The following is a 26,248-nucleotide window of genomic DNA, read 5'->3' as shown; positions in this document are numbered from 1 at the left end:
TTTTACGCGTGGCATCAGGGTGGCTTATCGCAGCGGATCCTCAGGCGATGTTCACGCCGGCACCATCATCCCTAACATTTCCCGGGCGATTCGATCAGCATCGACAAACGCCCGAGAGTAGCTCCCCGATGAAGGCACGTAGTGGTTGTAATAGGTAGCGCCCTCTACGATGGGGCCGGTTATCCACAGATTGGGTTGAGCTCTGCCATGGCTGTCGATATGAATCAGTCCATCATTCCCATCGCCACTGTGGATAATTCCGCTCTCCCGCAATTGACGTATGATCGCTGGCTGCGAGGCTACGGTCAGATTTGGACTGACGTGCGCGGAGATAACCACGTCCAATGACGTCGCACTTTCACCCTCGCGCTGAAGTACAACGTCCCCCGATTCGGGGTCGCGCGTGACGTGCGAAGGATGGACCCAGTCGAGAATGCCAGCGTTTGCCAGTGCTAACAGCTCTTGGTGACGTTCCTTTTGAGGACCCGCCACCATCCTGTTGACCAGTGGAGCATACTCATCGAAGAACACCCGATGGGACGCCCTGCTCAGCCCCTGGTTATCCACAATACGCCGCAGTTGCTCTCGACAGCTCCTCCATACCTCAGCCGCAGCTTTGATGGGGCTGTGATCAAGCCCGTAGCTGCTCTGTTGCAAATCCGCCTCGATCATTGATTTCACCCACTGCCCGTAATTCTCCACAGGTGCTGTCGAATAGCCGGGATCGAAAAGCATAGGGTCTAGGCCCGACACACCAAACATCCGCGCCAGAGCGTGTAGCTTGGGCTCAATCTCGCCCAACAGGTGAGCAGTCGCGATTTCCGACTTCACCCGCAAGGAGGACTCGCCACGCAGAGAGGCGACCATGCCAAAGTATTCCGCAGCCATCTCCGCCTTTATCAGCGGCAACACCTGGCATTCGAAATCCAGGCCAATCGGGTGCCGGGCGCGTAGATCAGCGACGGCGGATAGTGTGAATATCAACGGAGCGGCTCCGAGCCGATGCGGGACGATGTCGGGCCGAGTCCAATAGGGGAGCCCACGACGGGAGTACATAAACAGACGAGGCTCCTCACCGGACGGCTGATAGGTCAGCCCAGCAGGCCCCGCGATGAAGCGCCCTCCCCGTCCCACGGTCAACTGCGCGACCGCGTCCATCGCCGACAGCCCCATTCCTTCGATGCCGACCGCCTGTGTGGAAGCGATAGTCTGGCTCGCATGCGCTTGTGGATAAGCGCAAACACGCTGGGTTGTCTTTCCCAGCCCCGCGCCAGCAGCAGGCGGCTCAGCGTGCCCGATGGTGATCAAGAGCCAATCCACGTGATAGCGCTGTCGGTCATCTGTGGACAATACAAAGGCACCGGTATCGGTGTGCTCAATGTTATCCACAGCATGGGGATGATGGATGACGTCGACGCATGTGGGCAGCGTACGAAGGACTTCCCGATACGTCCATGCCAAGTACTCTCCTAGCCAAGCGCGTGGAAGAAACTCATCAGGCCTGACCACCCGCTCTGCCGCCTTATAGCGCAAGCACCATTCATAGAAATTCGGTCCTGTGCGCCCGGCAAGCCCGTTCAGCGCGGCGGAGTCCGGAAACATTGAAATCTGCGACGCCACAGTGTTGAGCATCAGCCAGGCGGGCTGGTCCACCGAGTGCAAACCCGGACCCGGTTGGCGAGGTTCGAACACATGAATCGCCACCCTTCGCTCGCTGTGCGCGGCGACCGCGCATAGCCGTTCAAGTACGGTCAGCCCCCTTGAACCACACCCGACGATGCCGATCTGTATAGCGGCCCCGCGATCATCGATGGGTTGGCGCTCATGCAGGTCACGAACAAAACGCAAGCTGGCACTCAGTTCCATCTCAGGGTTTCTCAAAAAACGCATCAATGGCCACGGCACGCGATTCAGCCAATGCGGTATCCACGACGAACTTGGCCAGTGCCAGGTCCAGCACGCCAAGCCCGAAGGGCGAGAAGATCGACGGCTTGCCTGGGTCGAGTGCGACCTCGCCGCGCATCAGGCCCGCCAATGTGCCGTTCATGAAGTGACGATGACCGGTGAATTGTTCGGCAAGATGCGGCGAGGTGTTGGCCTTCATGCAATGCTCGACGTCGTCACACAGGTTGTTTGCCGCCAGCAGCACTTCAGGGGAGATGTCGCGCAAGGAAATGTTGAGCACCACCTGACCGGCCCGAAATGCCATCGGGTGCGTAACGTAGGGCTCGCCAGCGGTCGTGGCGAAAATCACGAGATCTGCCGCCAACGCCTCTTCAAGTGAGCCAGTGCGGGCTGTGCATAAGTCCCTCTGTTCGATGAAGGCTTTCAATGCGTTGGCCGAGGCTGAGTCCAGGTCATGCACCAAGGCTTCCCCGAGATTCCATCCCTCCACGGCCAACATGCGCGCGATGTTGCGTGCGATGACGCCGGCACCGATGAAGCTCACCGATCCCGCCTGCCGAGACTGCCCGTTAAGCCAGTAAGCGCCCGAGACCGCCGAGGCCGCCGTTCGAACGGCACTGATCTGGGCGCCTTCAAGGCAGGCGACCGGGTAGCCCGTCTCCCGATCGTTGAGGATCACAACCGCAGAGGCTCGTGGCTTCTGCTGCTGAACGTTGGCTGGAAAACTCGAGATCCACTTGATGCCAGCCACCGCCCCCTCGCCTTCCAGCGATGCAGGTAACGCGATGATGCGATTGGCAGGCTGCTGTGGAAAACGCAGAAAATAGCTGTCTGGATTGAGCGTCTGTCCATCGTGGTGCTGCAGATAGACATTCTCGACCCGCGCCACCATCGAGTGTGCTTGCACGTCGAGAATGTCTTTGATCACGGCACCCGGTATCACATGAAAATCAGACATTGGCCTCCTCCCTTTCGAACGAATGCACGTACTGTTTGAGATAACGGCTGATTGGCTGCGAGGAAAGCGCGGACAGCTCGGCAAGCCCGAATTTCTGAATGACCCACTCGTCGTTGTAGATGGTTTCCAAATAGCGCTCACCGGCATCCGGCGAGATCGCGACCACTACGGCATCCTTGGGAATATTCAGTGACGGCGCAGCCAGCCCTGCAATGACGGTGCCTGTCGAGCCGCCGGCCAGCACACCATTGGACCTGGCCAGCCAGCGACACATGGCCACCGTCGCACGCTCGTCGACTACTTGCTGTTTATGCAGGTGATGCGCACGAAAGATCGGCGGCATCTGACTCGATCCCAGCCCAGGGATGTAGCGTTTGCCCGGCGCCTGCCCGAAAGTGACCGAGCCTGCGCTGTCTACGGCGATGATCTTGGTACGCGGTGAATGCTTGCGGAAATACTGCACGCAGCCCATCAAGGTCCCTGTGGTTCCCGCGCCAACGACGAGGTAATCAAGCGCCGGAAAGGCGATGTGAATCGAGCGAGCCGTGGTTTGCTCGTGCGTCCGAGCGTTGGCCGGATTGCTGTATTGGTTCAGCCAAAGATGGCGCGGGTCTCTAGCGACCGTATCGCGGATGTAGCGGATGCGGGTTCCGAGGTAGCCGTCGTTGTCGTCACGCTCGGTGACGATGACGATCTGTGCACCGAACGCCTCCATCATTTTGATGTTGTGAAGGTTGGTATTGGGGTCGACGACGCAGCAGAACTTGTAGCCTCGTTCCGCGCAAATCATCGCCAGCGCCACCCCAAGATTCCCGGAGGACGACTCGATCAGCACGGTATCCTTGTGGATAAGTCGGCGCTCTGCGTAAGAATCGATCAAGCCAATAGCCGTCTTCATCTTGATCGAGCCCGCCGGGTTACAGGATTCCAGCTTCAGATGGAGGTTCTCGAAGCCAAGACCTTTCACACGGACGAAATTCGAGTCACCCACGATATGAGAAATGAAATTCATGACCGAGCCTCGGCGCGCGCGGCCGCAGCCCGCTTAGGGTGAGATACAACCTTTGCGAGCTGACGCGGTTGCGTCGCAAGCAATGCATCGGTCAATTGCTGAGCACGCAGCGCCACCATCGAGAAGGATTGCGCGTCGCTGATGCCGTGGGTCTTCTCCGAGGTGCCGTTGGCCAGGATCTGCAACCCTTCGCTGTTTTGCAGGCTGACTCGGTAGGATCTGTCCACAGACAGGCTGCCATCTTCTTCGCGCACCAGCCAGGGCAGCAGCAGCGTCAGCAGCGGCGGGACAGCCAGTTGTTCGTAACCCGTGCCGAGGACGATTCCGTCGACATAGAGCGTGGTTTCACTGCCGGTATTGTTGTCACGCAGCACAACGGAATAGGCATCGCCGACCTTTTCCACAGACTCGACACTGGACCAGGTGTGTAAATTAAGACGCTGATGGCCGCTGACCTCGCCCTCGTACATGAAGGAGTACAAGGCCTGGCTCTCATCGGCGTCGATTCCGGCATAGTTGGTCGAGCGAATCTCATCGAACACTCGGGTACGCCGCGCCGGCTCCAACTGGTGGAAGTAGTCCACCTGCTCCGGCAGGAAAGCCATATTGGGAAACTGCCCCAATTGCCCCACTCTGAACCCGACGCCCCGGTGGACGGAGTGCACTTGGGTGGTCGGTGCAGCGCCCAGGAGGTGCGCAACCGCTTCGCCCGCGCTTTGCCCAGAACCCAGGACCAGCCAGCGCTGGGCGATCGGGCCGCCGCCCAAGTGGACGTTCTTCAAATACTGCGACGTGTGAAACACCCGGCCGCCTAAATGCGCGCTGAACACCTCGGGAATCCTGGGAAGGCTGCCGTGCGAAAGTACCAAGCGCCGAGTGCGATAGATGCCCTTCGGCGTCACGATATCCACAGCCTTGAGGATGCCGCTCTCAGTGACCGGTAAGATATCCACAACCCCTTCGTCGTAGGACACATAATCGTTCAACTGGTCGGCAACCCAACTGATGTAGTCCGACCACTCCACTCGGCTGGCAGGGCGGCCTAGCAGACCGAACTTGTACAGGCGCCCTTTCGCCTTGAGGTACATGGCGAAAGAGAAACGGCTGCGAGGGTTACGCGGGGTCACCAGGTCACGAAATACATGATGGTTGATGTCAGTTCCGGCCAATAAAAACGCCCCATGCCAAGTCGCATCGCGCCCTTTCTCGAAGAACTTCACCCGCTGGAACGGCTTCTTGCCGTTGTCTTCCGCTTCGTCTTCCAGCGCACAGGCCAGCGCGATACCGGCGGGACCGAAGCCGACTGATGCGACGTCCAACTCCTGGCGCATACCCTCGATTTCAAACTGATTCATGATGGTTCTTCCTGAAAAGAATGAGACGTGGCGAGCCCAATGGCCCGGTTCAACTCAGCAGCCGTCGTTCATGGACGCGCTTGTCGGCGTAGACCCAAAGCGAAACACGGGCGTGATCGTTCTCCCCGTTGCTGAAACTGACGGGGCCTGCGGGTGTGGAAAAGTGGTCGAAGCGCAGCGCATCCAGCAAATTGCGACGCTGACGAGCAGCCGCGTCGACGAGGGAAAACGCAGCGAGGGTTTCGATGGCGTAGACCGGGGTGTGCTCGCCGTAGAAGCGCTGGTACACCTGATCGACGCCCTGCGCTTCCGCCAGATCGCTGGCAATCGGAAAACTCACCACGTAGATCGTGCCAGGACGGGCAACGCCTTGGACGAGCGCAGGGGACGCTGCGTCGTCGGTGAAGATCAGAGGTAATTCACATCCAGCCGCCCGGTTATCCACAAGGAACTGGTGGCTCGCTTTAAGGCGGCCGCAGTAGACCAACGCGTCAGCCTCGTTAGGGTCGCTCACGACGCGGACTGTGGATAAGCTTGCGCCCTGCTCCAATTCAAGCAGTTGCCTTTGGCCGTGGAGACTGGCATCCGCGAACAACGCCAACTTGCTCAATCCGGCCTCTTGCGCAAAGGCCAAAAGCTGCTGCGCCAGTTTGCGATCGGAGGCGCATACCCGGAACGTGGTGCGCCCGTCTTCAGTCAGCCGGGCGCAGGTGGACGCTGGGAGTATCAGCGGAATGCCCGCCTGTGCATAACGCTCGATGACTGCGGCGGCGGACTCGGATGCGAAGTGCCCAATGACCGCATCGACCCCTGCCTCGATGAACCGTTCAGCAGCCGCTTGCCCGCCTTCGGCGCTGGCGCCGTCGTCGAAATACAGGTGTTGAGCGCGACGAACATGGCTGAACAAGTGGCTCGACAGATAGACGCCGCGCAAAAAGCTTCGAGCGTGCAAGGTGGTGCGTACGTCCAGCGCCGCGCAGATTCCCAGGCGCATCATGACAAGGCGACCTCGGTAAAGCGGGAAGGACAGAAAGCCTGCATCGTGGAGCAGTGGCTCTTGTCCAGAGTTACCCCCGCCATCAGGCTGCTCAACTCATACGCCAAACGTTCCGCGACATTGGGCGCCATCTTGAAACCTATGCCACAGAAGCCGGTTGCCAGGTAGAGGTGACTGTCGTCACTGAAGCGACCGATCAGCGGCCGACCATCATCGGTATAGGCATCCCAGCCCACTTGAGTCACCAACGGCCAGCAGTGATGCGCGTCGTAGCCAAGCCGCGCCACACGCTCGACGACATCCTGTTCATTGTCGAGACTCGCAAGGTTCAACTGGTCAGCATGTCCAGCGCGTTGCCGTCGCTGCCCTCCGACCTGCATCACACTGCGCCCCAGTGGCAATAGATAGGTATTCAAATGATGCGCAATGACCGGCATGCTCGGCGATTGATCGCACCCCATCCGGGTGAACGGTATCGTCCGCGCATGGACCGCGCCCTGCGGTCTGGCCAGGGGACCATTGGCACCACTGGCATCGACCGCCCATGTCGCCGTCAGGCACAGCGGACCGGCGAAGACCTGGACCTGGCCGCCCCCATCCCGGCAGTGATCCACCGCCAGATGGTCAATGAAGGTCGCCTTTTCGCGGACGTACCGGCAAAGGTTCGCCACGGCCACCCGCGCATCGACGATCCCGCCGTTGCGCTCGATCAAAAGGCATTCCTGCGGGCACAGCGCCGAAAAACGACCGTTGTCCAGAGGCCCCACCGAAGCATGCAGTTCGACGTTCTGCGTCCCTTCACTGCCCACCGCGTCGAGATACTGGCCGCAGACATCGGAACTGGCGATATACGCCACTCCCGTGCGTTTGAGTGCCTGCGCGAACAGGGAATGGACGATGCCGGTGCTGTCATCCTGCGGACGGTGGCTGGTCAACGGGCGCAACGCCGGATCCAGCTCCAGCCCGCGCACGATCCCCCCAGTGTCTCGCGTCGCGCCCTGAGCCCCGGCAACTCCTTTTTCGATCAGGGCCACGTCCAGGCCATTCTCCACCAATGCCGCAGCAATCGAGGCGCCCATGACGCCCGCGCCGATCACGATCACATCGAATGAGGTCTTCATCAGCGACTGCCCTCGGTCAGATCTCGTACTCGACGGCGCTGACGTACACCAATTGCTGGAACACTTCATTCTCGGTGAAGCGGCAATAGCGCAGGATCTGTCGGGCGAGGTCCGGAAACACCGGGGCGCCCATCGCACCGATCAGCGCCATGTACGGCAAGATGCGCTTGCCGAGGAGTTGGCGATCACGCGCCGCGTTGATCACGTCCGAGAGCAATACCGCCAGGCCCTTCATGGTGAAGTGATCCACGGAGGTGACTTCGAACCAGCGTGCGACCAGCAACTTGATCGCGGCGGCATCGGCCGACGACACCTTGAGGCTGTCGCCGTCGACGCGTTCGCGTTCGGCCTGGGCCGCCAGTTTGGCGAGTACTTCGTTGAAGGTCTGCTCGCGCCAGGTCGCGAACTTGTTCACATCGAAGTCATCGGTGTCCTGTTCGGGCGCGATCAGCGCCAGATAAAAGCGTGCGCTGTCGGTGCAGGCGTCGGCGACCAGATCCCGCGCCCAGATGGCATAGTTACGGCTGGTCGAAAGGTTTTTCCCATTCAGCGTCAGGAACTGGTTGGTATAAAACGTCTGACGCAGGCGATAGCCGTACATCGTCTGCAGCAACGCCGGATACACCATCATGTGGCTGAATGCGCAGTCGTAACCAAGGAAATGCACCAGCCGGCCTTTGCCAGAGCGACAGTACTCGTCGTACTCCCATGGGGCGTGCTTATGCTCGTTGAGGTATTCGCGGAAGGCACCCAGGTAGCCCGACAGCCCCATGGCCCAAGTATGAATCCTGCGGCTGCCGTCTGGCTTGAGGTCGAGGCCGCCGTCGTGCGGGCGGGTGATGGCCCAATCGATCGGGCCGATCTCGAACTCCTCGTTCAGGAACCGACGGATAAAGGGCCGTAGCGGCGCGTTCTCGAACGTACTCTTGAGGTGGCTGCGGAAATTCGAAAGCGCCAGGAACTCGCGTTCCACAGGCCGCCAGATCATCTGCGCCGAGCACAGCTTGCAGTGAAACCCACTCATCTTCGACGCATTGGGTGTGTGCGCACATTCTTCACACTGACTCGCGTCCGAGTCCGATCCACAATGATCGCAATTGCCGCGGCCGAAAGCCTCGTAGCCCCACTTGTCACAGTGTTCGCAATAGGGCTCCTGGCTGACCTTCTTATAGATGGCTCCGGCCTTTACCGCTGCTTCGTACGTTTCCTCGACGGCCCTCTTGAAGTAGTTGTTGCGATAAGGGCGCATCCAGAAATCGACTTCGATGCCCATCTTGGCCAGGGTATCGTTGATCTTGTCGGTGTTCTCCAACGCCAGTTCCTGCGGCGCACGATCCAGCTCGATCCCGCGACGCAACAGGTAAGACTGATAATCGTCCGAGTACGAGACCAATGTGCAGTCATGGCCTCGCTGACGCTGAACGCGGGTGAAGATATCCGCCGCCAGAAACGGGCCTGCCATGTGCCCGATGTGCAGATCGCCATTGGGTGTAGGTGGGGTGATGGTGACCAGAAGCTTGCCCATTACGAAGCCCTCTGATCGGAAACGTTATGAAGGGTCGCCTTCTGCAAGGCGAATTCATTGAGGGCCATGGCCTGTTGTGCATCTTCATCGAGAAACCGATTGGCCGAGTCGCGATCCCACCACACCACATAGAAGTGAAAGTCTTCGTCGGTATCGTTGATGACGTAATGATCCGTGTGTTTGGGGATGGCTGCGATATCGCCCATGGTGAAAGGATAGGTTTCTTCCCCCACGACCAGCTTCGCGTTGCCCTTGATGCCGATGAAGAATTCCTGGTCGATCTGGGTGTGCGAGAGAGACTGGGTGCCGGGGCGTACAACGCACCAACCGCCCCCAATAGGGGTAGGGTAGCCCTTCCAGGGCAACAGCCGGGAACCGTCCAGATCATACTCATGGACCAGTTTGTCCCACGCCATGGGCCGGAATATTTGAAAGTCTGTCATGAAGTTTCTCCTTCAGCGCGGGGCATCCCTGCCCGTTGTTTTTTCGGCTGAATGACGCCGTTGGGTTGAGGGATAAACTGAAGAAATCCGTAGACAGGCGCAAACAAGAAAATCGCAATCAGCAGTTAAGTTTGACTTAACTCAACTTTGCTTAATCATCATGTTTATCAACAAGTTAGGGTGGCTTTACAGCCCCTGTGTTTCAACTTTGAACACTGAAGCAGGACTTAACTGTCACGTGGAATAGCGCACGCTGTACGGGCCAACAATGATCATCGCAGATCACGTAGTTGTGGTTATCCACAGGCGGATTGTTGGGCAACGCGCGAATCGAGGACAATCGCCTAGACGGGCGCAGGGCAACTGACTTCCAGAGAGCCCGCTGTTCGCTCAACTCAACGGGTGGTGAATTCCCGCTGACTGGCGATCGCCTCAGACACCAGCCAGTCGCGGAACTGTCGGCTGGATTTGGGCAGGATGGCGGTTTCGTCGTAAACCAGGTAGTAGGCGATGGGGGTCTCGATCGTGGCGCGGAATGGCACCACCAGCCGCCCCGAGGCCAACTCCTCCCGGATCAGCGAACGGCGGACCAATGCGATGCCCATGCCCGCCAACGCCGCTTCGATCACGCCATTGGAGTCCACGAACACCGAGCCCCGCTGAACCGCCGCGTCGGCGTCCTCGATCCCTACCGCCCTTAGCCAGAAGGCCCAGTCTTCGCGATGCTCGTCGTGGAGCAGGTTGTAGTTCTTCAGGTCGATGGGGGAAGACAGATAACGCGACTCCGGCAGCAGGCTGGGTGCACAGACGGGTTGCAGCCGGTCATTGATCAGCATCTCGACTTCCAGCCCTGGATACCGCCCCAACCCATGGCGCACCGCGAAGTCGACACCATCGCCAAGCAGATCCACCAGCCGGTTGGTGGTGCTGATCAGCACCTCGATGCCGGGGCACAAGGCTTGAAAATCCGGAAGACGCGGCAACAGCCACTGCATGGCGAAGCCGCTGGTGCAGCTGACCGTGATGGTGTTGGGACCGTTATCGCTCATCAACCGCTGTGTGGCATCGGAAATCTGACCCAGCGCCGGGCGAATGGCACGCAAGTAGATCTTGCCTTCCGGAGTCAGCTCCAAACGCTTGGTATTACGAATGAACAAGGTGACGCCAACGGCTTTTTCCAATTTGGCGATCTGCTGGCTGATGGCCGCAGGGGTGACGAAAAGCTCGCCCGCCGCGCTTTTCATGCTGGCGTGACGCCCCGTCGCTTCAAAGCAAAGCAAGGCGTACAGGGGCGGGAATTTCATGCCGATCCTTGAGTTAAGAAAATCTAATGTGCGTTAGAAAAGCTCGCTTGAGCGGGGGTTCAGACACTGTTGAAATCATCACACCCCGGCTCGAAGAGCGTCAATCTACACCTTTCGAGTCGTTTTGTTGAACGCATTGAAGACGGGAAGGAAGTGTCATGCGGCCATCTGACTATGTGCGGTTACTGCTCCTGGCAGCGATCTGGGGAGCCAGCTTTCTGTTCATGCGAGTGGCGGCGCCCGTGCTGGGTGCATTGCCCACCGCGTTCTTCCGCGTGCTGCTGGGTGCCATCGGCTTGTTGGTCATTCTGGCGATTCTCAAGACGCATCATGAATTCAACGGCAAATTCAAAGCCACCTTGATCCTGGGCGTGATCAATTCGGGCATCCCGTTCTTGATGTACAGCATGGCAGCCTTGCTGCTCCCTGCCGGTTACTCCGCCATTCTGAATGCCACCACCCCCTTGATGGGCGTTCTCATCGGCGCGATGTTCTTCAACGATTCCCTCACGCCGAAAAAAGCGGCGGGCGTATTGGTCGGCCTGTTGGGGATTTCCCTTTTGACCACCACCGGGCCGATGACCTTTACCAGTTCCGTCGTCATGGGGGCCGTGGCTTGCCTGGTCGCCACCAGTTGCTACGGTGCAGCCGGTTTTCTCACCCGACAATGGATCGCCGACCAGGGCGGGCTCGACGCGAAACTGGTGGCCTTCGGCAGTCAGGTCGGCGCGACATTGTTCCTGGCCCCTTTCTTCGGTATTTCCGCCGTGGTCAACCCACCGGTCAGTTGGGGTGACGCGACAGTCTGGCTGTCTCTCGCAGCCGTTGGCTTTATCTGCACGGCCTGTGCCTACATTCTTTACTTCCGCCTGATCGCCGACATCGGACCGGTCCGTTCACTGACCGTGACGTTTCTGATTCCCCCGTTCGGCGTGCTCTGGGGCGTCATATTTCTGGGTGAGCACCTGTCCGTCGGCCATCTGTACGGCGGCGGCCTGATTTGCCTGGCCGTGTGGTTCGTGCTCGGCCAGAGCAAGGCCAAACCTGCTCCAAAAGCGCAGGACACGCCGGCAACGACCTGATCTCGAGCTGTTCAAGTTATCCACAACCTAATAGGGCGCTGGCTTCAGCGCCTGACGGGAGGGGGCTGTGCCGGGTATTTATCCACATGCGGCGCAGTGAGACACCAACAGGCTTCTGGACGTATTCAACATGGCCACATGGACAGACCCATCGATGCTTCGAATGATTGGCTCAGACGCCAGCGCGGAGGCTAAAAGATGAGCAGAGCGATCCCGCTGATTGCCCTGCGCACCTTCGTCGAGGTGTGCAAGGTCGGCAGCATGAAACGCGCTGCGGATCACCTGTGCGTTTCCCCAGCAGCGATCAGCCAGCAGATCAAGGGACTGGAAGACCAGATCGGCAAGCGGCTATTCGAGCGCGACGCCAAAGGAATTCAGCTCACGACCAGTGGCCGTGGCTTGTTCGAAGAGCTGGCTGATACCTTCGACGTCATTGAAAAAGCCTGGTCCAGCGCAGCCCTCAAGCAGCCGCGGCAAACGCGCCTGGCGATCAGCACCACCTCAACCATCGCCAGCTCATGGCTGATACCGGCATTGGGGGATTTCAAGGAACGGTGTCCGACCATCGAAATTTCGATTCAGATCTGCAACGGCCTCTCAGACCTCAAGCATGGCCATGTGGATATCGCTATCCAGCGTGAAATGGCTGCCAGCCCGGACAACCATGCAACCCGTCTCTGGTCGTCGTACCTGATCCCTGTGTGCAGCCCGGAACTGCTCGCCAAACAACGCACGATCGAAAGTCCACAGGACTGCCTCACTTACCCACTGCTGCAAGACACGGAGCGCAATTACTGGAAGGTGTGGATGAATGCGTTTGGTGTGAATAACCGAAAGATGATTGCAGGCTCAAGCTACGGAGATGAATCCCTGTTGATAAGTGCAGCGTGCGCAGGGCAAGGCATCGCTTTGGTGAACAACGTCTTCGCTTCCGAAGCGCTGCGCTCTAAACGACTCGTACAGGTGACCAACGCCACTTCAGAACTGAAATTCGATTATTTCGTGTACTGCGCCAAAGAGCGCCGAGAGGAGTGGGCAATCGTCGAGTTCATGAAGTGGGCAGAGCAGCAGGCGGGGAAAACCGCGAAGCGCTCCACGCCTGACGCCGAAGGCCTAATCAAAGTTGCCTGAACACAGGGCATTACCTTACCCAGTGTTCATATCGTCGCTGAATCCTCGCCAAAGCACCTGAGTTGCGCAAGGTGGCCAGCGCATTGGCCCAGGCGTTCACCACCTCATCGTCCGAGTCAGGGCTAAAGGCGATGTACTGCGAAGAGCAATACATTTCCACTGGTATCCTGCGCAGGGCGGCGGGTGGAACATTCAGTTTATGGGCATAGTAAGCCACCCCTGCGGGCGTATCGCCGACGATGATATCGGTACGTCCTGCCAACAGCATGCGGTAAAGCTGTTCGCTCCCAGCGGCACTCTTGTCGAGATTGGAAAAGCCTTTCACCAACAGCGCGTCGGGTACTGACCCCGCGATCCGGGTGGTCACCCGGGGCGCGTGCATCAGTTGCTCCAACGTATTGATCGGCGCAGCACTCGCCAGGTGGGGAAGAAGACATTGCGCAGACGTCTTGACAATGCGCATCTATTTCCAGCAAGCGATAGCGCGTCGGTGAAGTCGACACCATTTGAGAAACGCCCGAGCCGTATCCGGCGCATCGTCGCCATTCGCGATACACAGCTCACGGCCGACTCTGTTGAAAAAGCCAACCCGGTCCCACCAAAAGCCGCACCTGAGTTCATGAATGGCTTTTTGGAGAGATCACCGCCGCAACCCCGGCTGCGTCGACAGGTGGAGGTGAGGAAAAGGCCTCCGCCGGAGTAACCAAGGCAATCAGCAACCCGGTACTAGCGATACCCAAGCCCAGCCACTGGCCCGCCGTCGGCAACTCGCCGATCAATGGAATGCCGAGCAGGATTGCGACCGCGGGTGCCAGCGCCGGGAACAGTGCGGCGCGCCCGGCTCCGAGCCGCTGGACTGCTTGGGCGAAGGCGAATAACGCGATGATGCCGGACAGCACACCCTGCACAAATACCTGTTCAACTAGGATTGAGGGCGACGCCGAGGCTATGCGCGCAGTGCCCTCTAACAACAGGTAGGACGGCGAGTATGTGACAGCCGACAGCACCGACACCACGACTGTCGCGTCGAGTGGCGCGATCTTCCAGCGCCTTATCAGCACGGTGAACGTCGCGAACATTGCGCCTGCTGTGGCGAACATCAGGTCACCGATCCATGCGAGCGAACCCCCGGAAAAAATTGCTGGTCCAGCGATCGTTGCCAACCCTGCGACCAGCACCACCAGCCCCACCAATCGCGACGCTCGCAGACGCTCGCCTAGAAAACAGGCTGACAGCGCGATACTAGCCAGCGTCAGCACGCCGAGCTGGATCACCGCGCCATGGGCGAGAGGGGCGTACAGGTAACCGCTGGCACCGATGAGGACGAATAAAGGCCCCGCTAATAGCGTCAGCACCAGGCTGCGGCACCATCCGATACCGCAGAGCGTCAATGGGGATCGTCGCAGCAACACTGGCAACAGCAACAGGCCGGCAGTCCCATAGCGCAAGAACGCCATGTCGCTGCCACGAAGCCCCTCGCCGATACCGTGACGTGAAACGGTCAGGAAACCGCCCCAGATGACAGCGGCAAGTACGCCGAAGAGTAAACCGACACGGCTATGCCGCGTCAGCTTGGCTGGGTTGGGGGGTGGTCCAACCGGGTCCAAAACGGCGTCGGACATACTAACGGCCTATTACTCGAAGTCGGTGGACAAGGTGACAGGCTTCCACGCCTCAATTTCCGCGCGCAGGACAGCCAGTTTCTCCTCCACTAGGCGCAACGCGTCTGAGCCGAGCAACAGATGCGCCGGGGGGGTGGGTGACTCGACCAACGTCAGGATGGCCGCAGCCGCCTTCGCGGGGTCCCCAAGCTGGTTGCCGCTGTCTCTAATTCGCCTCGCACGCAGTGGATCCATCACCTCGTCGTATTCAGCAATGGAGCGCGGAGCACGAACCATCGAGCGTCCCGCCCAGTCCGTGCGAAACGCTCCCGGCTCTACGGCGGTTACATGGATGCCGAGGTGTTTCACTTCCTTGCCCAGCGACTCGGACAAACCCTCCAAGGCAAACTTGCTGCTGTGGTAGTAGCCCAGCCCTGGGAAGGTGACGATCCCGCCCATAGAAGTGATGTTGATGATGTGACCGCGGCGGCGACCTCGCATGTACGGAAGCACCGCCCTGGCGACGGCGACAGCACCGAATACGTTGACATCGAACTGCCTGATCAGGTCATCCAGAGTGGACTCTTCGATCAGGCCCTCATGACCGTAGCCGGCATTGTTCACGAGAACGTCGATCGCCCCTATTTCCCGCTCAATACGATCCACCGTTGACTGCACCGCTTTGTGATCGGTGACGTCGAGCAATACCCCCCGGGATTTTCCGGGCGACAACGCCTCAAAAGCGGCGCGCTCGTCCTCTTTGCGTAAGGTACCGACGACGCGATGCCCGGCGGCTAGCGCTGCCTCGGCGGTAGTGCGACCGAAGCCGGATGATACGCCAGTAATGAAGAACAGTAGGGAAGGTTCGGAAGTGTTCATAGCAGGCTCCTTTCCAACGATGGCCTCTACCTTATTTCCCTGCCGACGTTGCGATAAGCCGATAATTGGGCGAAACCCTGTGAAGATAAACTTGGTAATCGCCATCGGTAAGCTTCGCTTCAGGCGCAGTGCGCCGCTGCGGTCTTGCTGGACCATGCCCGCGAGTCGAACACATGTCCCTGCGCGGTCCGCTGTTCAAACCACTCTGCCGCTCGGCACACGAACTTGGTTTGCGTGGTCATCGAACGAAGGAAAACACGCTATGGCACTGTGCAGTACCTTGAGCCCATGGGGCGGGTCGCCACTCGGCCAGTGTTTTGATTTGCACCAATTGGAGAATTTCATGGCTCAAGATCCAGGCGAACTTTCAGCTTCCTGTCCCAAGCACAAAAATGCCTGAACCGGCACGCCTTCAATCGCCGGAGCAATGCTCAGGTCGGCTGGCTCGATCTCCTGGCGCCGAGGGCACTGGATGGTCGCTAACGCCTCGCAGGCCAGCGCATGCTAGAGAACCAGGTCGCCGGTCCGAGCGGGCATGTCGCGCTCCGCGCGTAGGAAGTCGATCAATGCACGCAGTTTGGCCGGCACGCGGCGCCGATTGGGGTAATACAGATGCAGCGAGGGAATCTGCGGGCTCCAGTCGGTCAGCAATCGCACCAGGCGGCCGTCTTCGAGGAACGGCTCGATGTAGCCGTTAATCATATTCGCGATCCCCAGTCCATCGAGTGCCGAGCGCACGAGGATTTCGGAGTCGTTGACGGTAAGACGGCCGTTCACCATAAGATCGATCTTCTCGTCGCCACGGACGAACTCCCAGCGTTCGAGCATTCCAGTGGTAGTGTGACGAAAGTTGATACAGTCGTGCTCGCGCAGATCATAGGGATGCTCAGGCACGCCGTGCCGCTCAAGGTAACCCGGCGAACATATGATATGTGTGCTCATTACCGGCCCGACGCGCACAGCCACCATGTCCTTTTCGACCAGTTCGCCGAAGCGAATGCCGGCGTCATATCCTTGAGAGACGATATCGACCAACAGATTCTCGACCCGCACCTCGACACTTATTTCTGGGTGCTTATCCATGAAGCGGCGCAGCATCGGCTGCAACACGATCAGATGTCCGGCGCGCGACACGTTTATGCGCAGTTGTCCGGATGGATACACTGATTCGCGACCAACTTCAGCGGAGGCGGCAATCAGTTGTTCAACCGCAGGCTGTACCAGCTCCAGATAACGCTCACCATCCTCGGTCAGGCTGGTACTACGGGTAGTGCGGTTGAAGAGCGCCCGTCCAAGCCGCTTCTCCAGCGTACGAACCGCCTGGCTGACCGCCGAAGTCGAGATACCCAGCTTCACACCAGCTGATGTAAAGCCCTTCGTCTCGGCGACCGTGATAAAGGCAATCAGCCCGTCCAGTGGGTCTTGGCGCATATTTTTCTCCATAGAGGGAGGCTGCGCACAAATTGTTCAGCCCAGGTTCATAAGTGATCACGATGGGCCGCTTCCGGATTGTCAGGAACGGCGTGACTGTGCTTCCTCTGTTGGTGAAATATGAAGGCACAGTTGCTGATGCCAGCCATTTTGCCGGTGAGCGTTATGGATAATCAATCCGCCTTCCGCGATGACCAGAGTGTAGGCCAGGGACATGCCATCCCCTATGCCAAGGCGCCGCAGGCATGGCATAGCGGCATTGAACAGGAGCCGGAGCCGTAATCGTCTCGCTGCCTGTACTGTTCAAGCAAACGCAGTCGGCGCGCACGTTTATCGCGGACATTAAATTCCGGCACATGTAATGACCCTACGACGTGTGGTACGACGCACTATGCCCCGAGCGACAGCGACCGCACGCAGAGGCTGTTTCTCCCCCTCCGCCCCACTGGCTGATCGGCGCGCTGTACCACACTCCGGCACCATGGCCGCCGAGTGATCCGCAGAATGTCCACTTCTGGAATTCGCAGGTGGCTACGTCGAAATCGTCGCCCGCCGGCAGGTGGCCGAATTTCAGATCCAGCGTCTTGCCGAGAAAGGTTTGGCGATAGAACAGCTTGGTCAGGTGCAAGGTCTGGTCGGCACTTTAGATGTCCATGGTCGATGCGGACACGAAACCGGCTCTGAGGTCGGACACTTGGTCGAGGTATCGCGACCACTGCGCTCGGTGACCAACACCTGGAACTCGGCATCGGGAATGCCTACCAGTTTCTGTAGATCGAAGCGATGGTCTCGGCGATTTCCTGCGCCGAGCCGAGTCGATGCAAGGGTATTTGCGGCAGGTAGCGCTGCATCGCCTCCTCCCAACTTTCACCGGGTTGCAGGAACTTGGCGAACATCGGCGTTTCCAGCGACCCGGGGGCCACCGCACTCACCGTTACACCGCATTCGGCAAGTTCCACTGACGACTCCAGTCGGCATCGGTTAGTTGATCGAACGGATGGTTCTCCTGCGGCAGACCGGCATTCGGAATCAGCTTCTTCGATACCGCCAATAGCTATTCAGACGGTACCTCGGAGGAAATCGTCGGTCGCGCTTTGCGTGACTTCGCCCGACGCAGCGAAGCTGTAATCGCCACCAAGGTCTTCAATCGGATGGGCCAAGGGCCCAACCGAGCCAGGCTGTCACGCCGGGCTATTTTCAACTAGATCGACAACAGCTTGCGTCGACTGGACACCGACTATGTTGACCTCTACCAAATACACCGGTGGGACGAGCGAACGCCCATCGAGGAAACGCTCGAGGCGCCGCACGACGTGGTAAAGGCTGGGAAGGTCGTTACATCGGCGCGTCGTCCATGTCGGCCTGGCAATTCAACAAGGCGCTGTACAACTTCAAGCTGCACGGTTGGACCCAGTTCGTCAGCATGCAGAGTCACCTCAATCTGCTGGACCGCGAGGAAGAGCGGGAAATGCTGCCGCTGTGCGCGGACCAAGGCATCGCGGTGATGCCTTGGAGCCCACTGGCCCGTGGTCGGCTGGCACGCCCCTGGAACGAAAACACTGAGCTGACTCGCTATCCAGCGATCAATGGGCTTGATTGGTCGTCTGTCGCAGCGGTACAGAGTATTGCCTTGAAGCTTCAGACGAATTGAAGCAGCTCATGAGGTAATCGATGAACAACCGAGTACGCACGGGGATATTGTGGCGGCTTCTGTAGCACAGATAATGGGCCCGGCCCTCAGCCACAGTGTCTGTCAGTAGCGGAACCAGTTGACCGCTTTCCAACAGATCATCAATTTGATAATTCGCCAGTTGAGCGATGCCAATCCCAGCGACGGCCGACATGGTAATCAGCCCAACATCGTCAAAGACCACGTGTTCCGGGATGGGAAGTCGAACGAGCTCACCGTCCACGGCTAATTCCCACGAGTATGTCTTGCCAGAATAAGCGCGGCGGAACCCAATGATTTTGTGGTTACGCAAATCTTGAATTGTCTCAGGTGTGCCCGCTCGTTCCAGATAGCTTGGTGCTGCACAAATAATCATTCGCATGGGGGCAAGCGTTCGGGCGATGATTCCCGAGTCCACCAAGCGGCCATTACGAATCGAAAGATCATATTGCCCATCCGCAAAATCAACCAAGCGGTCAGTGAGTTCGAATTCTATTTTGATATCCGGGTATCTTTTACAAAACGTCGGGAGCAGCGGCGCTATGCATTTACGACCGAAGCCAACCGTGGAGCTGATTCGAACAGTGCCCGCCTCGGTGCACGCAAACGCCTTTAGCTCATGCGCTGACTTTACGACGTGATCCACACTGCTGAAACAGTTTTCAAAAAAATGACGTCCCTCACGCGTCAAATTAACCTGGTGAGTCGTTCGCTCCAGCAACCGAACGTCCAACTGCGCTTCCAATCGACTAATGCTTTTGCTGACCGCCGGAACGGATATACGAAGCTCTCGTGCTGCCGCACTGAAGCTCTGCGTCGACGCCACCTTCATAAACGCAATGACGCCTGCGAAGTTCTTGCCTACCAACTTTTTATCCTTTCCTGGAAAGCTGTGGGTTGGACCCGTAAATAACGATCCGTGTGGAGAAACCCTACCGCGAACAACCGAAGCGTCGGGCGATTGATCTTGGGTCTCAAAACGAACTGCGCGTCAGCTCAGCGACACCAGATAAAATGATGGTCCGCTCACACAACGGAGAGCAATGGAAACAGGCATAGAGGATTTATTTATTATGCTGGGCCAAGTTTCGGCGGTGGCTGCCGAGGGCGTATAGTGTCGCGATCACGCCGATCACAGCAGGTAAAGTGACAGCTGGAAACTCGGTGATTAGGTATGAGGGCGAACAGATCCCAGTCATGACCTCAAGATAATGAAAAATAGCATGACAGGTGAGCCACAGCGTCGCAGAGGTCCAGAGGAACAGGCGGTAAGCGGGGTTTAAGGCGCCGTAAACAAAACCGCCACCAATGAAGATATAGAGAATCCCGATATCTCGGATGAAGTGTTGATTGAACAGCCCGGTCCTACCTACGCCAGGCACCACCGAGAACCAAATCTCGGGTGAGGACAGCATGAAAATGCCGTTTGCGGCCATCGCCGCGCCTAAAATTGTCGTCAGAATGATGATGACTCGAGCCACAAGAGTTCCTCCTCGATACAAGCACTTTTTATAGACGGGTCGGTGTATTAGGTAAATGACCAATTCCCGAGATTTCGGGTGCTCCAATTATCTTGGGGTCGGGTGGACGTTTAGTGGAGTACAGCGAGCGCAGCCTTCCCCCCGTTCGTTGATCGTGGCCGGGGCCGTGATAACGGCTAGTATCATTTTGCCGTTAACAGTAAGCGGTCGGATGAATAAAAATTCGCCTCCCGGCGATGGTCACTCAGCCGCTATCGATTCAGGTGACTTTTCAAGCCTCAGATGGTCAGGGCCCGACTGATGAGTACGTGAGTGGACAAGGCTAGAAGGCCTGCCCAGCGCGGTTGCAACGAACGCATCGTCCGCTGCAGTGTACTCCCCGGAAAGTTTATACCCTCCTGGCTGGCGTTCCACCTCAGTGATCACACCTGAAGGAAGTTTGACGAACACTACAGGCCGCTCTGGTTGCGTAGGCCGACACTTTGCGTAGTTGTACTGTTGCGTTAAAGCCTCCATCGCAGCTTTCGTGCAATCATCGAGTGTCAGGCTACCCTGAACCGGCAGTTCTTTGTTGACGTTCACAACCGTGGCAAGTAGCAGTGTGTACAGTGACATGAATATTCCTTAGGCCCTGGCCGATGCCGCTCGAATTAACTCCGTAAGCGAAGTCGTTTGAACGAACAGACGAAGAGCACCCATGACGTTTTAATTAAAAGCTCCCAACGCGCGGATGGACTTTACACGCAGGGACGGGCGCCGTGAGGGTTTCAATGGTTAAAACTGATTTATCTGCAGCAGGGTGGATCGAAGGCAACACTATTAGTTAAATGAAATAGGCTGGTGCCGATACTATCTGACATGAGAAGAGTGTTCACGTTGAAGTATAGATCCCCTTGCCTGCTGAAGCCTGCTGACCTGTGAACCTGCAGCGCACTTGCAATACCGCCGCCACTGCTTAGGAGTCATTGATGGACGAAGTTTTCTCGAACGTCACGCTGCAGCTTATGGAATCTGATTCGGATATCAAGCGTTGCTTTGAAGTCATGAGACAACTTCGGCCTCAGCTGAAGTCTGCCGATGACTTGCTTGTTTGCGCCCGACGCCAACGGCCAGAGGGCTATAGGATACTTGCGGCGCTGCAAGCCGGCTCCCCTGTGGGGCTAGCCGGTTATCGAATGATGACAAATATGATACACGGCCATTTCCTGTACGTAGACGACTTGATCACTACCGAGTCCATCAGGGGAACTGGTATAGGTGCTCTGCTGATAAGGGACTTGAAAGCTATCGCGGGCCGCGCTGGTTGCAACCGTTTAGTACTAGATACGGCCTTGGGCAATGCTTTAGGTCAGCGTTTTTATTTTCGACAAGGACTGTTGGCTGGGGGCATGCAATTTGCCGTGGATCTGTCATGACGCCGACGCTCTCGGCATGGCCGCTTTCGTCTGAGGGCTTGGCTACAACCCAATCAGCCGTCACATTCGGCAGCGAGGAAGCCCTCACTAAGCCGGTGCAGGTGCAAATGTCTACCACTACAAATCTAGCGGTCATAGATGACGACCGTATGGTACGCGACTCGTTAGCGAGTCTGCTCAGGTCCTATGGCTACTCTTGCCACTGCTTCGAAAGCGCAGAAATCTTTTTGAAATCCGTTCAATTTCCTCGTATCCAATGCGTCTTGACCGACATCCAGATGCCGGGCCTTAGCGGTTGGCAACTCGCCGAAATTTTAAACGCTAGCTGCGCGTCCACTCCAATCATTCTCATGACGGCGTCTCTGGCTTTTGGACATGGGGTACAGGCCAGACCATCGAACGTCTTGGGTGTATTAGCTAAACCCTTCGACAGCGTTGAACTCATTGATTTGCTCGAGCAGGCCCTGAGCTTGGTTTGCCAGAGATACAGATCCTGAGGTGACGAAAAAAGCTGCGTACGAGGGGCTGCGCCGACCGATCTGAGCGTTCGGTACAGGCGCGCCCTCCGACCTTGCTCAAGCGCTGAGATCTACCGCCTTCTCCACGCGCACTGCCGCGTGTCGCAGCGCTAGTTTTCTCAACGCCACATAAAACACCGGTGTCAGGAAAAGACCGAAAAGCGTGACGCCTAGCATGCCGCCGAAAACGGTTACCCCTGTGGCCAGCCTCACCTCGCTTCCTGCGCCGTGTCCTATCAATAACGGGACTGAGCCGGCAATGAAAGCTACCGAGGTCATGATGATTGGACGTAATCTCAGATGACATGCCTCCAGCGCTGCCGCCACGACTGACTTGCCCTTCATTTCCAACTCCCGAGCAAATTCCACGATCAAAATGGCGTTTTTACAGGCCAGCCCCATCAGCACCACTAGCCCCACTTGAACGAAGACATTGTTGTCGCCGCCGGTGGCCCAGACCCCCAGTAAAGCGGAACACATACAGACTGGCACAATGAGGATGACTGAAAAGGGCAGGGTCCAGCTCTCATAAAGCGACGCCAAGACCAGAAATACCAGCATGACGGCCAGGGGAAATACGATCAGCGCAGCGTTATTCTGGCTCACTTGTTGGTAACTTAAGTCCGTCCACTCCAGCTCAATGCCGTGAGGCAGGACCTTCCCTGCTATCTCGGTGAGTTTTTCAATCACCTGGGCTGATGAAAGGATAGCGGGGTCGGAGTCTCCGATAACGTCGGCAGCTGGGAAACCGTTGTAGCGCACCACCGGGTCAGGCCCGAATGTAGGCACCACACTGATCATCGACCCTATGGGCACCATGTCCCCGCGGTCGTTTCGGGTGCGCAGATTTCCAATGTCTTGCGCAGTTTGGCGGTGCGCTGTTTCAGCCTGCGCGAGCACCCGATACACCCTGCCAAATTGATTGAAGTCATTGACATACGCCGATCCTAAATATGTCTGGAGTGTTTCAAATAGACTGGTCAGAGAAACGCCTTGCGCTTTTGCCTTGACTCGATCAACACGTACCTCAAGCTGTGGAATGTTCGCCTGATAGGAGCTTACTGGGTACGTCATGCCCGGCGTCTTGGCCACTTCGGCGATAAAAGCGTTCAGCGCACTCTGCAGGGCGCCATAACCAAGCCCGCCACGATCTTTCAAATAAAGCGAATATCCCGACCCATTTCCTAACCCCTGTATCGGCGGAGGCAGGAGCGCATAGGCGAATCCATCCTTGATCGCCGCAAATCTCGTATTCAGTTCGGCATTAATTTCAGCGGCACTGCGAGTGCGCTCGGAGAATGGTTTGAGGATGATGTAGGAAGCGGTCACATTCGGGGTATTCACGGACTGCAGAGCGTTGAACCCTGCGTAGGCTGGGACGATGTCTACGCCCTCGACGTGATGAGCAATCTCTCCCAATTGCCGTGTGACGGCATCCGTCCGGGATAATGACGCTCCTTCTGGCAGCTTAGCGCCCGCAAACAAGTAGAGCTTGTCTTGGGTGGGGATGAATCCGCCGGGGATTGAGTTGAACAGGCAGACCGTAGCGCCGAGCAGGAGTATGTACACAACGAATACTGCCCCACTACGACCGAGCAACCTTGAGACCGTGCCTTCGTAGCGCTTCGAGCTGCGGAGGAAAAATCGATTGAACGGTCGGAAGATCCACCCTAGACCGGAATCCATACGGCGTGATAGCCAGTCCTTCGGCCCATGGTGATCGCGCAGCAATTTGGCCGCTAGCGCAGGCGACAGTGTCAGGGAGTTGATTGCTGAAATGATCGTCGAGACGGCAATGGTGACGGCAAACTGTTTATAGAACTGACCGGTGACCCCGCTCAGGAAGGCCATTGGTACAAACACGGCGCACAACACCAAGGCGATGGCGATGATGGGACCGGAGACCTCCCGCATTGCAGCGTGCGCAGCCGCTCGAGGAGGCATGCCTTGCTCAATGTACCGCTCGACGTTTTCCACCACGACGATGGCGTCATCCACGACGATGCCGATTGCCAGCACCAAACCGAACAGCGTCAGCGTGTTGATTGAGTATCCGAGCAAATATAGGAAGGCGAATGTCCCTATCACCGACACAGGCACCGCTAAAAGCGGAATGATCGAAGCACGCCAGTTCTGCAAAAAAAGAATGACGACCAAGACCACCAATATTACTGCTTCGAAAAGCGTGTGCTTCACGGAGCTGATTGAATCACGCACGAACACCGTCGGGTCCCACACCGCTCGGTACGTCATATCCTGAGGGAAGTCCGCGGCGAGCTGATCTAACTTTTTATAGACTTGCTCGGCAACACCCAAAGCGTTTGCGCCGGGTGACAAAAAGATGCCGGCGGTGGCCGAGTTTTTGTTGTCCTGGAAAGTGCGCATCGTGTAATCGCCTGCGCCTAGCTCGACGCGTGCGACATCACCCAACCGTACGACTTGGCCATTGTTACCGCTTTTCAAGATGATCTCGGAGAATTCCTTTTCGGAGCGAAGCCGGCCTTGAACGTTGATCGATATCAAGAAATCGGTTGCTTTTGGAGAGGGCTCGGCGCCCAGCTGCCCAGCGGAGACCTGTACGTTTTGTTCTCGTACCGCGTTCAACGCATCCGTTGCGGTGAGACCGCGTGAGGCTAGCTTGTCGGGATCCAGCCAGATTCGCATCGCGTAATCGCCCGAGCCGTAAAGGCCCACGTCTCCAATGCCCTTCAACCTCGATAGCTCATCCTTGACATGCAAAGTGAGGTAGTTGCGAAGATAAAGCGCGTCGTAAGTGTTTTTGGGCGAGAGAAGCGACACATACATCAAGGGTGTAGGGGATTGCTTTTGCGTGGTCACACCGAACTGCCGGACCTGCTCCGGTAGCCTGGATAGGGCTTGGCTCACTCGGTTTTGAACGCGCACAGCCGCAGTGTCCGGATCGATGTCCGGGAGAAAAGTGACCACCACCTGCAACGTGCCATCCGAACCGGCCACAGATTTCATGTACATGATGCCTTCGACGCCATTGATCGCCTCCTCAAGGGGAGTGGCAACGGATTCGGCGATTTCCTTGGGGTTCGCACCGGGATAACTGGCACGGACGACAACGCTGGGCGGCACGACTTCAGGATATTCACTTACGGGCATTAGCGGAATCGCTATCAGCCCGACGACCGTGATAATGATTGACAAAACGATGGCGAAGATGGGGCGTTCAATGAAGAATTTTGAAAAGTCCACAGCTTAAGCCCTCAGTTCTGCGAAGTTTTCATGGCAACTTCCGACGGCCTCACCGGTGCGCCGGAGAAATAGATTCGCTGCTGTCCATTCACAATGACTTTGTCCCCTGGCTCGAGTCCCGACTCGACCACACGAAGCCCTCCATTAATTCGGCCAACTGTAATGTCCCGACGCTCCGCTTTGTCCCCTTCGACCAATACATAGACGAATTTGCGATCCTGATCGGTGAGCACGGCCTTGTCGTCAATGAGTATCGTGCCGTTCTCTTCGTTATTAGAGAGCGATACGCGAGCGAACAGCCCTGGCGTGAAGAGGTGAGTTGAATTGGAAAGGCGAGCACGCAACCGGATGGTCCCCGTCGACGCGTCCATCTGGTTATCTGTGAAATCCACTTCGCCGGTGTGTGGAAAACCCCGGTCGTTGGCGAGGCCAACCCGGACGGTCAGCGTGGCGTGGCCGTCTTTCGAAGCGCGCGCTTGCTCACGGTAACGAAGATAGCTGTGCTCATCGGGGTCGAAGTAAACGTACATGGGGTCCTGGGATACCACGGAAGTCAAAACGGTTTGATCGGCCACAGCCAGGTTCCCCAGCGTCAACTGGGCGCGGCTGGCCCGGCCATTGATGGGGGAGCGTACTTGAGTGAATTCCAGATCAAGTTTTGCGAGGGCGACCGCGGCAACCGCGTCTCTCACATCGGCTTGGCTCTGCAGGTAATTTGCACGGCGGGTGTCGGCATTTTCCTTTGACATAGCGTTGTTTTGCACCAGCGTTTGGGCGCGACGGTCTTGCAACTGTGTCATCGAAAGTGATGCCTTCGCCCGCTCTAACCTCGCCTGTGCGCTGTCCAGCGCAGCTTGATATCTGCGGGGGTCAATCGCTATCAGCAAGTCACCTTTGCGAACCTCGTCGCCCTCCTTGAACGCAACGCGCTCCACATATCCCGTTACTCGGGGACGAATCTGGACCGTGTCGATAGCGCTTATCCGGCCATTGAACTCGTCCCATTGCTTGACAGGCTTGCGTTCAACGGTGACGACATCAACGTCAGCGACCGGAGCGTCTGCGCTTGAGGCTTTGGGTTCTTTGCAACCGGCCAGCATCAATACTGAGACGAACGCTGCGGCTGTCAGCCCGTGGCGATAATTGAGATTGGGCCAGCCGGGGGCGTGAGCATTTTGTTTCGATTTGAGGTCGAGCAT

Annotated in this window: 22 protein-coding genes and 2 pseudogenes; 5 read left to right on the top strand and 19 right to left on the bottom strand. The window is 57.7% G+C overall.

Annotation, left to right across the window (positions count from 1 at the left end; genetic code table 11):
* Positions 1-51 precede the first annotated feature (51 nt).
* From DBP26_RS03280 to gcvA, 9 genes are all read right to left on the bottom strand, one after another.
* Positions 52-1,866, bottom strand: a complete 1,815-nt coding sequence (locus DBP26_RS03280; RefSeq protein ID WP_158541415.1) for an FAD/NAD(P)-binding protein — start codon at positions 1,864-1,866, stop codon at positions 52-54.
* Position 1,867: 1 nt separating this feature from the next.
* The gene (gene sbnB / locus DBP26_RS27210; RefSeq protein ID WP_256601126.1) at positions 1,868-2,863 is read right to left on the bottom strand and encodes a 2,3-diaminopropionate biosynthesis protein SbnB; all 996 of its coding nucleotides are present in this window, start codon (positions 2,861-2,863) and stop codon (positions 1,868-1,870) included.
* Positions 2,856-3,875, bottom strand: coding sequence for a 2,3-diaminopropionate biosynthesis protein SbnA (gene sbnA, locus DBP26_RS27205; protein ID WP_256601128.1), 1,020 nt, complete (start codon positions 3,873-3,875; stop codon positions 2,856-2,858). Before sbnA ends, sbnB begins: the two co-directional genes overlap by 8 nt.
* Positions 3,872-5,230 carry a SidA/IucD/PvdA family monooxygenase gene (locus DBP26_RS03270; protein WP_256601130.1) on the bottom strand — a complete coding sequence of 453 codons (1,359 nt, stop codon included), beginning with the start codon at positions 5,228-5,230 and terminating at the stop codon, positions 3,872-3,874. Before DBP26_RS03270 ends, sbnA begins: the two co-directional genes overlap by 4 nt.
* A 49-nt stretch (positions 5,231-5,279) precedes the next feature.
* A complete protein-coding gene (locus DBP26_RS03265; protein WP_108236282.1) occupies positions 5,280-6,227 on the bottom strand; it encodes an ABC transporter substrate-binding protein in 948 nt (315 codons plus the stop codon).
* Positions 6,224-7,348, bottom strand: a complete 1,125-nt coding sequence (locus DBP26_RS03260; RefSeq protein ID WP_158541416.1) for an FAD-dependent oxidoreductase — start codon at positions 7,346-7,348, stop codon at positions 6,224-6,226. Before DBP26_RS03260 ends, DBP26_RS03265 begins: the two co-directional genes overlap by 4 nt.
* A 16-nt stretch (positions 7,349-7,364) precedes the next feature.
* The gene (locus DBP26_RS03255; RefSeq protein ID WP_108236284.1) at positions 7,365-8,873 is read right to left on the bottom strand and encodes a methionine--tRNA ligase; all 1,509 of its coding nucleotides are present in this window, start codon (positions 8,871-8,873) and stop codon (positions 7,365-7,367) included.
* Positions 8,873-9,316, bottom strand: a complete 444-nt coding sequence (locus DBP26_RS03250) for a cupin domain-containing protein (RefSeq protein ID WP_108236285.1) — start codon at positions 9,314-9,316, stop codon at positions 8,873-8,875. Before DBP26_RS03250 ends, DBP26_RS03255 begins: the two co-directional genes overlap by 1 nt.
* Before the next feature lie 395 nt (positions 9,317-9,711).
* Entirely contained in the window at positions 9,712-10,620 is a 909-nt protein-coding gene (gcvA, locus tag DBP26_RS03245; RefSeq protein ID WP_108236286.1) for a transcriptional regulator GcvA, read from the bottom strand.
* Between the two features lie 158 nt (positions 10,621-10,778).
* On the opposite strand from gcvA, the gene DBP26_RS03240 reads away from it, so the two are divergent.
* Positions 10,779-11,702, top strand: a complete 924-nt coding sequence (locus DBP26_RS03240) for a DMT family transporter (RefSeq protein ID WP_108236287.1) — start codon at positions 10,779-10,781, stop codon at positions 11,700-11,702.
* Positions 11,703-11,900: 198 nt separating this feature from the next.
* On the top strand, positions 11,901-12,833 hold the full coding sequence (locus tag DBP26_RS03235; protein WP_108236288.1) for a LysR substrate-binding domain-containing protein: 933 nt from the start codon (positions 11,901-11,903) through the stop codon (positions 12,831-12,833).
* Positions 12,834-12,843: 10 nt separating this feature from the next.
* On the opposite strand, the pseudogene DBP26_RS03230 reads toward DBP26_RS03235, so the two are convergent.
* The 4 genes and pseudogenes from DBP26_RS03230 to DBP26_RS03215 all read right to left on the bottom strand — a co-directional run.
* Positions 12,844-13,272 (bottom strand): annotated as a pseudogene (locus DBP26_RS03230) (transporter substrate-binding domain-containing protein); the annotation flags it as partial.
* A 178-nt stretch (positions 13,273-13,450) separates the two neighbouring features.
* Positions 13,451-14,455, bottom strand: coding sequence for a DMT family transporter (locus tag DBP26_RS03225; RefSeq protein WP_108236290.1), 1,005 nt, complete (start codon positions 14,453-14,455; stop codon positions 13,451-13,453).
* Positions 14,456-14,467: 12 nt separating this feature from the next.
* On the bottom strand, positions 14,468-15,313 hold the full coding sequence (locus DBP26_RS03220; RefSeq protein ID WP_108236431.1) for an oxidoreductase: 846 nt from the start codon (positions 15,311-15,313) through the stop codon (positions 14,468-14,470).
* Positions 15,314-15,817: 504 nt separating this feature from the next.
* A complete protein-coding gene (locus DBP26_RS03215) occupies positions 15,818-16,744 on the bottom strand; it encodes a LysR family transcriptional regulator (RefSeq protein WP_108236291.1) in 927 nt (308 codons plus the stop codon).
* A 120-nt stretch (positions 16,745-16,864) separates the two neighbouring features.
* Between DBP26_RS03215 and DBP26_RS26920 the strand changes: the two genes are divergently transcribed.
* The gene (locus DBP26_RS26920) at positions 16,865-17,026 is read left to right on the top strand and encodes a hypothetical protein (protein WP_158541417.1); all 162 of its coding nucleotides are present in this window, start codon (positions 16,865-16,867) and stop codon (positions 17,024-17,026) included.
* Between the two features lie 476 nt (positions 17,027-17,502).
* Here DBP26_RS26920 and DBP26_RS03205 read toward each other — a convergent pair whose 3' ends face one another.
* Positions 17,503-17,703, bottom strand: a complete 201-nt coding sequence (locus tag DBP26_RS03205) for an SDR family oxidoreductase (RefSeq protein WP_158541418.1) — start codon at positions 17,701-17,703, stop codon at positions 17,503-17,505.
* 66 nt (positions 17,704-17,769) lie between these two features.
* On the opposite strand from DBP26_RS03205, the pseudogene DBP26_RS03200 reads away from it, so the two are divergent.
* A pseudogene (locus DBP26_RS03200) lies at positions 17,770-18,317 on the top strand (aldo/keto reductase); the annotation flags it as partial.
* Positions 18,318-18,327: 10 nt separating this feature from the next.
* Here DBP26_RS03200 and DBP26_RS03195 read toward each other — a convergent pair.
* The 3 genes from DBP26_RS03195 to DBP26_RS03185 form a co-directional block, all read right to left on the bottom strand.
* Positions 18,328-19,281 (bottom strand): LysR family transcriptional regulator, encoded by a 954-nt coding sequence (locus DBP26_RS03195; protein WP_177410998.1) that lies wholly within the window; start codon positions 19,279-19,281, stop codon positions 18,328-18,330.
* Between the two features lie 196 nt (positions 19,282-19,477).
* Positions 19,478-19,894 (bottom strand): hypothetical protein, encoded by a 417-nt coding sequence (locus tag DBP26_RS03190; RefSeq protein ID WP_218565110.1) that lies wholly within the window; start codon positions 19,892-19,894, stop codon positions 19,478-19,480.
* Between the two features lie 240 nt (positions 19,895-20,134).
* Positions 20,135-20,509: a hypothetical protein gene (locus DBP26_RS03185; RefSeq protein WP_108236294.1), complete on the bottom strand. Its 375-nt coding sequence runs from the start codon at positions 20,507-20,509 to the stop codon at positions 20,135-20,137.
* Positions 20,510-20,862: 353 nt separating this feature from the next.
* On the opposite strand from DBP26_RS03185, the gene DBP26_RS03180 reads away from it, so the two are divergent.
* Entirely contained in the window at positions 20,863-21,309 is a 447-nt protein-coding gene (locus DBP26_RS03180) for a GNAT family N-acetyltransferase (RefSeq protein ID WP_108236295.1), read from the top strand.
* A 575-nt stretch (positions 21,310-21,884) separates the two neighbouring features.
* Here the strand turns inward: DBP26_RS03180 and DBP26_RS03170 are convergent.
* Positions 21,885-25,049 (bottom strand): multidrug efflux RND transporter permease subunit, encoded by a 3,165-nt coding sequence (locus tag DBP26_RS03170; RefSeq protein WP_108236297.1) that lies wholly within the window; start codon positions 25,047-25,049, stop codon positions 21,885-21,887.
* Positions 25,050-25,060: 11 nt separating this feature from the next.
* Positions 25,061-26,248, bottom strand: coding sequence for an efflux RND transporter periplasmic adaptor subunit (locus DBP26_RS03165; RefSeq protein WP_177410997.1), 1,188 nt, complete (start codon positions 26,246-26,248; stop codon positions 25,061-25,063).

It is taken from the genome of Pseudomonas sp. RIT409 (assembly GCF_003052515.2).
Lineage (GTDB): Bacteria > Pseudomonadota > Gammaproteobacteria > Pseudomonadales > Pseudomonadaceae > Aquipseudomonas.
Note: the sequence above shows the minus strand (reverse complement) of the source record. Positions and strands in the feature narration are given on the sequence as shown.